At 64.1% G+C, this 13502-nt stretch carries 5 protein-coding genes; all 5 read left to right on the top strand.

Annotation, left to right across the window (positions count from 1 at the left end; translation table 11 throughout):
* The first annotated feature begins 62 nt into the window (after positions 1-62).
* A complete protein-coding gene (locus tag ASF20_RS25285) occupies positions 63-2495 on the top strand; it encodes a sensor histidine kinase (protein WP_056275015.1) in 2433 nt (810 codons plus the stop codon).
* A gap of 156 nt (positions 2496-2651) precedes the next feature.
* Positions 2652-4520: a hypothetical protein gene (locus tag ASF20_RS14085; protein ID WP_156648069.1), complete on the top strand. Its 1869-nt coding sequence runs from the start codon at positions 2652-2654 to the stop codon at positions 4518-4520.
* A gap of 350 nt (positions 4521-4870) precedes the next feature.
* Positions 4871-6643, top strand: a complete 1773-nt coding sequence (locus ASF20_RS14090; protein ID WP_200927231.1) for a hypothetical protein — start codon at positions 4871-4873, stop codon at positions 6641-6643.
* Positions 6636-8168: a hypothetical protein gene (locus ASF20_RS14095; protein ID WP_082501343.1), complete on the top strand. Its 1533-nt coding sequence runs from the start codon at positions 6636-6638 to the stop codon at positions 8166-8168. Before ASF20_RS14090 ends, ASF20_RS14095 begins: the two co-directional genes overlap by 8 nt.
* Positions 8165-13408 (top strand): FtsK/SpoIIIE domain-containing protein, encoded by a 5244-nt coding sequence (locus tag ASF20_RS14100; protein ID WP_056275022.1) that lies wholly within the window; start codon positions 8165-8167, stop codon positions 13406-13408. The genes ASF20_RS14095 and ASF20_RS14100 overlap by 4 nt, the downstream gene beginning before the upstream one ends.
* The last annotated feature ends 94 nt before the right edge of the window (positions 13409-13502 follow it).

The following is a 13502-nucleotide window of genomic DNA, read 5'->3' on the forward strand; positions in this document are numbered from 1 at the left end:
GTCGTGCGAGATCTGTGGCCAGGTGCCCTCTCCTGCGAGCTTCGCCTGGAAGGCTCGACGATATGAGCTTCAGGGTCTCTGCACGCACAATCCTCCACCTCGGATCGGAGCTGATCAGTTCCGACGGCGTGGCGTTCTACGAGCTGATCAAGAACGCGCTCGACGCGGAGTCGCCCGAGGTCCGCGTCAACGTGGTCTACCGCCTGGATTACGACACCTACGCCCGCTGCCTTCGGGAGATGGGAGAGGACAGAGATACGCCAGAGCATCTGCGCCGTGCATACCTGGCAAGGTTCGGCAGGCAGGGACGGCCATGGCGGGAGCTGCGCGACCAAGCACTCACGGCCCTCGTGACCGGCGCTCCAGACGTAGACGAGCTGGCGACGGAGCTGCGCGACGCGACCTCGAAGGACGCCTTCCTGAACGTGCTGCGCTCTGCCAACTTCATCGAGATCGACGACGACGGCGAGGGGATGAATGAGGACATCCTCACGAACGTCTACCTCACGATCGGCACCTCCTACAGAGCGAGGCAGAAGAACCTCGAGCTTCAGTCGGCCGGGGACGAGGAGGAAGACGAAGATGAGGAGGGCACCCAGCCGGTCATCCTGGGCGAGAAAGGCCTTGGGCGCCTGTCCGCCATGCGATTGGGGGACCAGCTCCTGATCATCACCGGTCAGGTTGGCGAACGTCACTGGCACCAGCTTGAGATCGACTGGAATGACTTCGCGGATGCCGCTGACGAAGACATCGAGAGCGTCGACGTAGCCCCCGTGCGAGGGAACGCCAAGGAGAGAGGCGACAAGGGTACGAAGATCGTCATCTCAGCCCTCAAGGCGGCTTGGTCCCGAGGGAAGCTGGAACAGCTCGCGCTGGACCAGTTCTCCAAGCTGGCCGACCCTTTCGACGGCAGACGTTCCCTTCCTCTGCGGCTCGCCTTCAACGGCGATCCGGTGCCGGTTCCGGAGTTCGCCCGCTTCCTTCTGGACCAGGCGCATGGCAGGTTCACTGCGCGCTTCCACACGAACGGCCCGGACGCTCCGCGCATCGAGGGTTTAATGGAGTACCGGCTGCACAACCGGTCGCGTCCGATGCGCCTGTCGACCCTGGAGCTCCAGACCGTGACCGAGATCGAGGCCGACACGATCGCCCGGGTCGGCGACTTCCGGCTTGAGCTCCACTGGTTCAATCGTCGCATCCTAACCAAGATCGAAGGCATCGGCTCCCTTGCGGTGGTCCGACGCATCCTGGCCGCCTGGGCAGGTGGCGTGGCGCTCTATCGCGACGGGTTCCGCGTCAACCCCTACGGCAGCGCCAGCGACGACTGGCTCGACTTGGACAGGGACGCCTTCTCCACGAGCGGCTTCAAGTTGAACCGCGGTCAGATCATCGGTCGCGCACGCATCTCGCAGCGTCGGAACCCATATCTCATCGACCAAACCAACCGCGAGGGCTTGAAGGAGAACCCCGAAAAGCGGGCCTTCGTTAAGCTCCTCTCCAGCATCATCGAGATCTACCGCCAGTACCTGAACGAGATCGACCGGGACGTGGACCGGGCACGTCGGGTCACCGCGGCAGAGGCGCTGGACCGGTTCCGGGCCGAGGACGAGCGGCTCGGCTCGCTGCTGCCCGTTCTCGAGCGAGCGCTGGAACCGGTCCAGGACGGTCGCAACCTGACGCGCCGCCTACGCGACACGCTGAACGAGCTCAGGGCCGCGGCCGAGATGGTCCAGCGGGCAGCCGGTGCGCAGGCGGAGGAACGCAGCCGCGTCCTGCATCTCGCGAGCATTGGCCTGATGATCGAGATCCTGGCGCACGAACTATACCGAGCGACCGACGCGGGCCTGAAAACCATTGCACAGGCGAAGCGCAACCGCGATCCGACCGCGACGAATACCTCGCTCCGGGTTCTAGATTCGCAGCTTCGCACCCTTCAGAAGCGGCTCAAGGTCCTCGACCCGCTGAGCACGAGCGCTCGCCAGACAAAAGAGGACTTTGAGCTGGTCTCGTGGGTGTCCGACATTGTCGAGGGATTCGCCAGCCGAAACCGGACTTCCAGAGTCGACATTCAGGTCCAAGTTAGGCCCTCTGGGTCGAGCCTCGAGGTCCAGGCGGTGAAGGGCATGTTCGTGCAGGTCTTGGAGAACCTGCTGACCAACTCACTTTTCTGGGTCGTGCGCCAGCACAAGGAGCGGTTGCGACTCGGCGTCGCCAGGAGCGACGACGAGGCCACGATCGGGTCGATCGTTGTGACCATCGACACCCAGTCGAAGACCATAGCCGTGTTGGACGACGGGCCAGGCATCCCAGAGGAGCGGCGGGAGACAGTCTTTGAACCCTTTTTCAGCACCAAACCGCAGAAGCAGGGGAAGGGTCTCGGCCTCTACATCGCGCGGGAGATCGCCGAGTATCACGGCGGCGGCCTGAGCCTCGGGGCAGCGGACGAGCACGGTCAGATCAACGAAGTGATCTTCGAGATCGGCAACATCGACTAACCACAGAACTTCCAGGGGTGTGAGCGCGTGGGGGCTGAAGGCGAGACTGGACTGACTGAAGCGGACCCGGTCCTGGTCACCGAGGAAGTGCAGTCCGCCACTGACAAACCGGCCATTCCATGGGGTGGTCTGAGCGTCGCAATTATTGACGATGCCATGCATCCACCGAGCTTCTTTAAGCTTCCCGAGGATGAGAAGGCCGCTGTCGCAAAGCTTGCGGCCGAGGATGAGGCTTTCAAAGGCGAACTGGAGATTCTAAAAATCGGGGGTTCACCCGGTGAAATTCTTCATTCCCTAGCGCAGCTTGCGACACCGACAGTTGCCGAAAGCATGATCACAGGCATCTCTCCGGATGCACAACGCATGTTTGAAGAACACCGTGCATTCAACGTCACACTCGACACGTTGAGATCTCAAGTCGCGTCCGTGCTCGTCGTTGATCCTTTTGAGCCCGTACCTCCGCTTGGTGGATCTGACCTAATCCTACTCGATTACTTTCTGGACGGGGGCTCGGGCGAAGGCGCTCGCGCAGAGGGCATCGCCCGCGATATCGTCAAGATGGACGGGCGTGCGCCCCAGCAGCAGCTCGTCCTCATGTCATCCCACAAGCGAGTCAGAGACTTCCGAGCCGAATTCAGGGAACGGGCGGGCATTGAGGGCTCGACGTTTGCCTTCATCAGCAAAAGCGACCTAAATGCCCCGTGGAAGATTAAAGCCCATCTCGAAATGCTGGTCCGGGCGCGACCTTACGGCTCAGTACTGGCGAACTACCGAACGGAGCTAGAGCGGTCCCTTCAGCAGGCGCAGGCCGACCTGCTCGCGCTCGTCGACGATCTGGACATCGGCGACTATGCCTTCCTGCAGAACGAAGCTCTTATGAGCGATGGGCACCCGTTGGGAGACTACATGTTCTCCCTGCTCTCAACACAATATACCAGCTTGGCCTTCGAAACGAAGGAAATGCGAGCATTACAGTCCGGCATGGACGAGCTTGAGTTCGTCGGTCAGCCCTTCGCTTCGACTGAACCATCGACAGTGGTAGCCAACCTCTTCCACAATGCGATCCTGGCACGCGACCTGGGTCCTCTAGGACCGCACCCTCGAGCGAAGCAAGGCAGCGGCTTTGAAACCTTTCCCTTCGTCCAGCTTGGCGACGTGTTCTTCAACGCGGCTAGGAATAGAGCTGTGGTTGTTCTAAGTGCCGCCTGCGATCTAGCGTTTTCACCTACGAAGGAGCGGAAACCTGATCCCGAGACGCCAATCATCCTCGTGCCCGGTCGTGCATTGAAGCTCGATGCGAAGAAAGAGGAAGACGTTTCCGCAAAGACGGAAGGCATTCTGGTACGAAACGATGTCTTCCGCATTGACTGGATCTTCTCCCACTATAGAAGCGCGCCCCTTAGCAAGCTATCTGAGTGGCTCGAGGAGAATAGCTATGAGACTAGTAACCGAGATCGACTACGTCCCCTCTATAGCCTTAAGCTGCAGCAAGAGTTCGGAGCACATCTCCTGCGAGTTGGCCCTCCGATCATGCCTCCGTTCATCAAAAAGGTGACTGGCCGCCTCTTCATCTGCAATCCAAAGCGCAAGGAGGTTCTTGCCCTAGATGGGAATGAGCTGGCGATCGCGCGCTTTAAGGGAAACGCGAAACTGAAACTGATACCATCTGTTGTGTCCGAGATCAGGAACGCTGCCGTCGACCTAGAGGGCCAGCTTGAGGATCAAGTCCGCGCGGTCCGGGAGGCGGCCGAGGCGATGGACGAAGGCCCGCCCAAGGAGAAAAAGTTCAAGGATGCTAGCGACCTTCAGAGAAAGGTTGATTCTTTAAGGTCGAGCCTAGACGACGATGAGTATTGGATAGGCCTCCTTGCGGGAGTGGAGCTTGCGAGCGTCGATGCACTTAAGCCGGCGGGGGCAGCATGTGCATTCGTCCTGGGAGCGGACTGGAAAGAAGGCAGCAAGCCAACAGTAGTCTTGCAAGTCGTGGAGAGGCCCGACGATGCAGCTGCACCGGTCGAGACGTAGGCCAGGGCAGTCACCCTGTAGGTATTCGGAGAGTATCTCGATGATTTGGTATTAAAGGATACCTAGTTATGGCTGCACGTTGTTGAGTATGATTAAGCTTTTTAGCTTAGATTGCTGCTGTGGCGAATCTCGCAGCAACAAACCGAAAGTTGTGCCTCTGCTAGAGGGGAGTCGAGATTCCACTCTACTCCTGTCGAGTATCCCGTGGCTTCGCCTGCGCGTGGAGGCTACAGTCCGGCGCGGGAGTGAGATGTGCGCGTCACGCATGGAGGCTTGAAGTGACTAAGGGATTGGGCGAGCGCTGGATCCGCTTCCTGCGGCAGTACGGGCCGATCCCGCGCAACGACAACATGTACGACGAGCACATCATGCGCTCGGCGCTTAGGCTCGGCGTCACCCCTCTCCACTTTGAGCACCCGCTCGAGCAGGAACTGCTGGCCGCAGTCGCCGAGGAAGCGCCCCGGGCGACAAGTATCGTCCTCACCGGAACCGCTGGCGACGGGAAGAGCCGCCTGTGCGGCCTGCTCTGGTCCGAGTTGGGCGGCGCCTCCGCTCAATGGGCAGGCGACGACATCTACCACGAGACCAGCGCGGTGATCGCCGGACGCGAACGGACCGTCGGCGTCGTTCGCGACCTGACGGCACTCCCCGAACAGGGTTCGTTCGGCTCGCACGGGACGAAATCCGAGCTGCTAAAAGCGATCAGCCGATCCATCCTCGAGATAGATCCCGACCACGTGTTCGTTGTGGCCGCGAACGACGGCCAGCTCCTCGAGGCGTGGCGGCGTATGACGGGGGATCCGGAAAGCGCCGCCGTGCGCGACATCTTTGAGACGAGGCTGGTGACGGGGCGGCCGGGCAGGGAGAGCCTGACCTTCCTCAACCTCTCCACGATCCCCTGCACCACCATCTTCCGGCTCGCGTCCGCCGCTCTGATCGCCCACGAGGGTTGGCAGGCAGCCTACGCCGACGCGCAGCAGGATGGATTCTTTGGGGAGAGCTGCCCCATCAGGCGGAACTACGAAAGGCTCTCTGACAACCGGTTCCAGGACAGGGTCGGCGAGCTGTTCGAGCTCATGGACCTGTCCGAGCTTCATACCCCCATCCGCCGTGTCCTCCTGCTGCTGGCCAACGCGCTCCTGGGCCATCCGGATGCGCGTGACCGGCTGATGTCCGCTGGAGACGTCCGCGGCCTCGTCGCCAAGCGGACGGCGCACCGTGGGAGCATCGAGCGCAACTTGCTGGGCCGCAATCTGACCGAGGCCAGACGCGAGGGCCTGGAGATCATTGAGGCCCTGAACCGGTTCGGCATCGGTGCGGAGACGACCAACCGGATCGACAACATCCTGCTCTACGGGCTGTACGACGGACTGCTCACGCCCGACTGGGAGGCCACGGTCGCGGCGCACGCCACCCCGTCGGAGCTGGACGAGCTCCAGGCTCAGCGCAGCGCATACCTGGAACGCCCCGATGCCGAGGGCGACGGCACCCACCCCTTTATACAGACCCTAGCCGACCAGCGTCGCGCGATGTTTTTCCGCATCCCGCGAGAGCGCGCGGCGGAGTTGCGGCTTTGGAACCTGACGGTGTTCTCGCATGCCGGCGAGTTCCTAGACGACGTCGTGCGTCCGCTTAGGGCGAGGAAGAAAGTATCGCGCGCTATTATCGCGCGGCTCGTCCGAGGGTTGAACCGGGTCTTCACGGGCCTCCTCGTCGACACCGACCGCGAGCTGTTGCTCGCTACCAGCCTGTCAGGCTCCGGACGTGGGCCCGCCGAGCTGCTGGAGGACCGGATTGCGGTCTCGCGGCGCGACGAGCGCATCGAGCTCGACCGAGGCGACAGGCTCCCAGTTCTCCGCGTCCAGCTCGACGCGGACACGGTGCTCCCTCTCAGACTGAACCTGGTGCGCTACGAGTTCCTGATGCGGGTCGCGGACGGAGCGCTCCCGGGCAGCTTCTCTCGCGAGTGCCACGAAGACATCCTGGGCTTCAAGAGCGTGGTCCTAGCCGCGGCCGCCCGCCTCCGACCACCCGAACCGGACGGGCACCTCACCTTCCGTCTGCTCCGCGTCACAACGGACGGAGAGCCGTCTGACGAGACTGTGGAGGTCCTGCATGCGTGAGACGCTCCCGCCGCCGCCAGTGAATGACCATCCGAACAACGACATGTGGGTGGACGAACAGATCTGGGGTCATCGGCTCTGGGACTCGACCTCGCCCTGGCTGATCCTGCTCGAGTGCCTGAGCGTCGCGGAGGCCAAACAGCGCGAAGCCGACCTCATGGGGCCGGGCGGAAGGAGCTATCCCATGCGCTTCCGGCCCGCGCAGCGGATGTATCTCCGGAACATTCTGTACAACAACGAGGCGCTCTTCCGCATAGCCGCCCAGAAGCTGAGTGACGCCGCATCATGGGACCAGTGGGTGGGCTTCATGAACGAGAAGGCGCAGGGCGTCCCGCACCGCGAGTTCTCGTACCTGCGCAGACGCTTTTCGTCCTTCAGCGATTTCGCTGCCCTGGTTGACCTCGTTCGATCCTCCACGATCGAAGCAGGTACGAATCGGCGCTGGAGCTCGCGCTTCGTGTTCCCCTTCGGAGCAAACTCGATCTACGAGGACCTGAACGTTAAGGACGGCAGCACCTCCCGCGAGTACATCAACTTCGGCCTTCCTGGCGAGCTGCTCTACCAGATGCTCTGCCGCTCGAGTCACGCCGAGGAGCTCGCGGGGCACCTGCGGGCCAACCTATCAGGCGACCCAATCGACCGTCTCGTGGCGGCGCTCGAGCCAGACTACGAGGAGGACCGACAAACCCGCAAGAACAGCTTCCTGCCCTACGCGTCGCACGACTGCTTTGACGATCTAGCCCGCGACTGGCTGGCTATCTTCTCGCTCCAGCTCCCGCGAAGCGACGTCTACCCGCACCTGGCCAGGCTGGCCGCCCTGCACCTGCTTCGGTACAAGCTGGTGGTGGCAGCGGAGACCGCCGACGAGCCGCCGCCTGCCTTCGTTTGCGAGATCCTGGCGCCCAGGCGGACGCCGGTCCGCGAGCTTTCCATCGGCAGCTTTCAGCAAAACGACGCGCTATCCGCCAAAGCGGTCAACGCGTACCTCGCGAACCTGGCCCAGACGGACGAGTGGCGAACCGCGCTGTCGAGCGACGCGCCATTCCAAAATGCGCGGCGGGTGTTGATCGAGAAGGTGCGCTGGCCAGGTGACGACGACTACCCCGGTCCTGAGCTGGCCGAGGAGCTCCTCGCCTCGCTGCGGCGGGCGGCCCAGAAGCGGCATCGCGCCCATGTAGCGCTCGTGCACCGGTCCTATGGCGGTGGAGCCGGCCTCGTGTCGAAGCGCGGCACCAACCAGCTGCGCTACGCCCCCTCCGACGCGCTCCTCCGCACGCTCATACTGGCGAACGTCGGCGTGCGCATGGACTACAACGAGTTCCTAGAGCTGCTCTTCGAGCGTTATGGGCTCGTGATCAGCGACCGCGAAGCCGCCAGGGTGCTGCGCTCCGAGGAGTTCGACCGCAAGTCGTTCCAGGTGAACGCCGAGCGGCTGGAGCGGCGTCTGCGCGCGCTCGGAAAGCTGCGACGGCTGTCGGACGCCTGCGCCTACGTCGAGAACCCGGGCGCGAGGACGATGCAGTGAACAGACTCGAGCTGATCGGCGCGGTGGGCGCGCTCTTCCTCCGCGACAACCTAGGGGAGGATGTTCAGTCAGGCACCGCGCGGTTCCTCCTGGACGGCCTTTCGGTTCCGCAGGCGGCCGCGGTCGCCCGAGCGGTCGTGCAGGATCCACACCTGGGCCCACTCATCGACGTCAAGCTGCCTCGCGCGGCGTTCCAGAACGAGAACCTGCCGGAACACGCCCTCACGGACCGCAACGCCACCTACTATCGCAGCGCCTCATGCGACCGTAGCGCGTACCTCGTCGCAAATGTCGGCGGGGACGCCCAGGAGATGTCTCTGCACGAGGTGACGCCGGTCGGTGCGGCCCAGCTGATGGAGCAGACGCAGCCCTGGGTCGCTGCAGTGTCGGACGGGATCGCGCTCGAAGAGGATTCCCGCCTCTGGTGGGAACGCGCTCTGTCCGGCCTAATTGAGGTCGGCTTCGCCTCACTTGAACGGCTGGCCGACTATGTCCTGGCGGTCAGAGACGCCTACCACGTGGACGGGCACCCGATCGTCAACGCCCTCGGAGCAGGGTTACCCGCCCTGCAGATGCCCCGTGACCCGACCGCCTTTGCCGGCGTGAAGGACAGGTCCCGCCGCTTCCCTTCAGCCTGGCGCCGGGAGTTCCAGGGACTGCGCCGGAAGCGCAGGCCCTTCCTTCTCAAGGAGACGCAGAACCAGCTCATCCTCAACCAGGAGGACCTAGAGGCCGCGTTCGAGAAGGTCCGGGCTACGATTCCGGAGCACAACTACCCAACCATCCAGGCCTTCGTCGCGGCGCCGGCAGGCTGGAACGAGGCGGCCGCCGCCCTAGCGCGGTGCGAGTGGGACGAGGTGCGGCCGCTTTTTGAAGGGCTGGTCAAGGAGAAGTTCAATCTCGGCGCGGACACGCTCCGTTTCTTCTCCGAGGGACCACCCGACCGGCTGAGCGAGGACGAGGAGGAGTATCTCCGCCTTCTCGCAAAGAAGCTGCCAGGCACTGCGCGCGAGGAGGACGTCTCCTTCTACGAGAGCCACCGCGACGAGATCCGGGAAGACCGGAAGCTCAAGTCGGCCTGGGACAAGTTTGTCTTCGGCAAGCCGCGGGAGACGACCGACTTTCTGACCGGCCTCGCGCTCTCCATGGAGACGCTGATGTCGCGGTCGGTTCCCGGCGTCGCCCGCCGACTCCGAATCCGCTGCGACCGCGCGACGAAGCGGGACATGCGGGACCTGAACGCGGACGCGGGCTTGTTCTTCGCGCTCCGCAACGCGGGGCTCGCCGCAGGCCTGGGCGCCGAGGTACAGCTGGACCTCGGACCGCTGCCGACCTTCGACCAGCTGGTCGCTGAATGGAAGCGGCGGAAGGACCGGATTTACCGGGGTCCCTCCAAGGCGGCGCTACAGCTGAAGTTCACCATCGAGCTTGAGACCGACACCTGCGAGGGCACCACCCGGACCGAGTCGGCTCAGCTGGTGTGGCATCACAGGCTCGGCGCGATTCCGTCCCAGCTCGCGGACGACTGGAGCCGGCTCGAGCGCCACCCGCTGCTCCTGGGGCATGCCGCACGCGAGCCAGGGGCCAATGGCCGCCGGCCGGGCGCGATCGATCTGTCGGACATCCGGACCATGGTGCCAGCCTACGATAGGGACCGCGGCTCGCTGCTGCCAACCTACTCAAAGGCCCTGGACTTTGGCCTCGTCTGGCGCAGCAACCTGCAGGAGGCACTCGACCAGTCGCTGGTCGCGAGCGACGTGGCCCATGAGCTGATTGCCGCCTTCGACGCGTTTGCGACAGCTTACGGCACCGCGATCGGCGAGTTCCGAACCAAGGGCGCCTGGAACAACGCAATACCGCTGCAGGCGGAGGCTTACGGCCAGCTGCTGAACTTAGTCGTCGAGCGCGCCCTAGGCGACCGAAACCGAGACCTCCTGCTGCGACCGCTGCTTCAGGTCGGTCAAGCGTCGGTGCGCGCCGGCTCTCCAGCCGTGATCGTTGCCCCGTGGCACCCGCTCCGCCTCGCCGCCATGTGGCGCAAGGCGCGCCTCGTATCGGACGTGATAGGCCGGACGCTCGCCTCGGCGGACGCGGCGGGCGGCGACACTAAGCTGTTCTTCCGGGATCTAGAGGCCGACCTGTCCCATGCCATGTATCCCGAGGTCGTGCCGGCCTGGACCGGCCGGCAGGCCGAGCTACTGGCCCTCGTGGACACGGTGGGCGACTATTCGCTCCACGAGCCGCCCACCACCGAGCCGGGCGCCGGCGAGCTGGGCGACGACCCTAGGTCGGGCGCCAACTGCGTCCTGGATCTGGTCGGTCGCTACCTGAAGCTCAATCCGCACGAGCGTGCGAACCTTTCGGTCGTCCTGTTCAACTGCGACTCGGCCCGGCTGCCACGGGAGGTGATATACGGAGTCGCCTCCATGCAGGAGGACGAGACCGAGACGCGGTGCCAGGTCCTGTTGCGGCACACCGATCCCCAGCGGCTACGCGACATCTACCGCTCGATTTTATCGGAGGAAAGCCAGGAGGAGGACGCCTACTCCGGCTCAGAGGCCACACAGGAGTTCATGGCGCGGCTGCGGATCGGCGTCATGGGGGATCGGCGCTCACCGCCCGATCCGCGCGACGGCCGTCCCTACGACATCGTCTTCAGCCAGGACGTGATCTCGCGCCACGCCCGGATCGAATGGCATCTGGACGCGAGCGAGCCGGCCGACCTTGCGACTCTGCTGCCGGCCCGCTGGTCACGCCGCCGGCCTACCTCCACGGATGACCTCAAGTCGGCTGCCCATCTCTGCTGCCCCGTCCAGAGCGCACAGGGCTGGGCCCACCTTCGGGCGGTCACCTCCTTCTTCAAGCCGCTGCCAGCGGGCCCGGGCCAGCGGCTCGTCCCGGTGCGCGAGCTCGACTTCCGGGACGAGCGCACCGCAGCCATCCTTTCTGAGACACACGATCTGGGCGCGTGGGTGGTCAACCACGACGAGCTGCTGGACCGACGCCAGCTGCAGAACCAGAATGTCCGTGTGATACGTCACAAGCAGTCGGCGACCCAGGGCCGGCAGCTCGTGATCTCGAGCCGCGCGCCCCTCAACATGCTCAGAACAATGGTGCTGCGCCGACTCGACTTCCTGCAGCTCGGTCTTGACGCTGAAAGGATGGGAGGGCTCGCCGACAAGCTAATCGAGCGCGCCAACGACATCTCCGGCGACATCGTTTTGCGCGCTGCGAAGCGCGGCGAGAGCGCCGGCGAGCTGATTGGGGTCGTACTCAGCCGCTTTCTTGCGCATGCCGCGCTTGGCCGCGACCGGCTGGTCAGCTGGCACTTCCTGGACGACTACTCCTCTTGGCTGGGCGCCAAGGAGGAGACGCAGGCGGATGTCCTTGCGCTCGCCCCGGTTGAGTTGGAGGACGGAGGACTCCGCCTCGAAATCCTCGTGACGGAGGCCAAGTACGTCGACGCCGCCGCGCTGTCGGTCAAGCGGCGCGAGTCTGAGAAGCAGCTTCGCGATACCGTGCGGCGCATCACCAACGCCCTGGAGACAGGGGGGCGGCTCGACCAAGAGTCTTGGCTCTCTCGTTTGGGTGACCTGCTGCTGGACGGCATCCGCGTGCCATCGAGCCGCCGGCTCCCGATCGCCGAATGGAGACGCCGCGTACGGGAGGGAAGAAGCGAGATCCGGGTCGCGGGCTTGAGCCACGTCTTCGTGCCAAATCCGCTGGAGAGTGGCACACTCTCCGGGTCGGTAGCGGTGAAGGACGTGATTGGCTGCCGCCAGGACGTGATCGGCAGGACGGAGCTGAAGGCGCTGCTGCATGCGTTCCTCAAGGACGCGGATCCAGCCGACATCGTGGCAGCAATCGATGGCACGGGACCGCTCTGGCGTCTTAACGTCCCGACGACGGCTGCTGCGACGGCGGGCAGCACTAGGACAGCTGAGGATTTGCCAGCCGCTGGGTCTACATCGACCGTGCCACTGGAGGCTGAGCCTGCGACCGCACTTCCGAGTGGCGGGCCCGCTGCGGCCGACGGCCATGCCGCAGAGATCGTCTCCCTTCACCCCTTGCAGGCGGCGGGGGTGCCCACCGCCCTAGCGCAGCTCCTAGAGCACGCTCCTCCACAGCAGGCCGACCAGGACGGACGGTGGCTTGAGCAGGTGGGAGCATCGACTCGATCGGCTCTCCAGCAGCTGGGGCTCCAGGCGAAGCTTTACGGCAGCACTCTAACGCCGAACGCCGCAATCCTGCGGTTCGCTGGCACTTCAAACATGACTGTCGAGCAGGTGCTGAAGCGCCGCTCGGAGCTGCTGACCACACACCGGCTCAACGTCCTGTCCGTTCGAGCCGAGCCCGGTGCCGTGGCCCTCTATGTCGAGCGACCCGCGCGCCAGACGGTCACTATCGAGGACATATGGCGGCGTTGGCAGCCCAAGCTATCGGATTCCGGCAACGTGGACCTGGTCATCGGCGTGCGGGAGGAGGACAACTCGCTCCTGACCTTCTCGCCTGGAGGCCGGCACGCGCCGCACACGCTGATTGCCGGCAGCACAGGTTCTGGCAAGTCAGTGTTAATGCAGAACATCCTGCTCGGGCTTGCAGTAACTAACACGCCCCAGCAGGCGAGAATCCTGCTCATCGACCCCAAGCAGGGTGTCGACTATTTCGAGTTCGACGGCCTGCCGCACCTAGACGGCGGGATCATTGATGACCAGGAGACTGCACAGATCAGGCTCGAAGCGATGGTGGTCGAGATGGATCGACGCTACCGGCTATTTAAGGAGCGGCGCGCAGCAAACATCTCCGCCTACAACGCCAAGGTCTCCTCAGCCGAGCGGCTGCCCAGTTACTGGATCATCCACGACGAGTTCGCCGAGTGGATGCTCACTGATGAGTACCGGGCGGCTGTGACCTCGACGGTGGGCCGTCTTGGGGTGAAGGCTCGCGCGGCAGGCATCTACCTCATCTTCGCGGCCCAGCGGCCGGACGCGAACGTCGTTCCGGTCCAGCTGCGCTCCCAGCTGGGCAATCGGCTCATTCTGCGGGTTGATTCCGAGGGCACGTCGGAGATCTCGCTTGGCGAGCGCGGCGCCGAACGGCTCCTGGGCAAGGGGCACCTGCTGGCGAAACTCGAGGGTGAGCAGGGCCTAGTCTATGCGCAGGTGCCTTTCGCAAGCGAGAGCTTTACTCGGAATGTCGTGGAGCTGACGGGCCAAGGCAAAACAGCGGCCGCAGAGTGATAGAGGCCAGGTGGAGAGACGCGGGCGGGAGGTTTCCAGGTCACGAGGAGCAGTCTCATCGTGCGGTGTGCGTCCGGGCACTTCGGGAAGAGTA

The sequence above is a fragment of the Methylobacterium sp. Leaf88 genome, from assembly GCF_001422795.1.
Classification (GTDB): Bacteria; Pseudomonadota; Alphaproteobacteria; order Rhizobiales; family Beijerinckiaceae; genus Methylobacterium.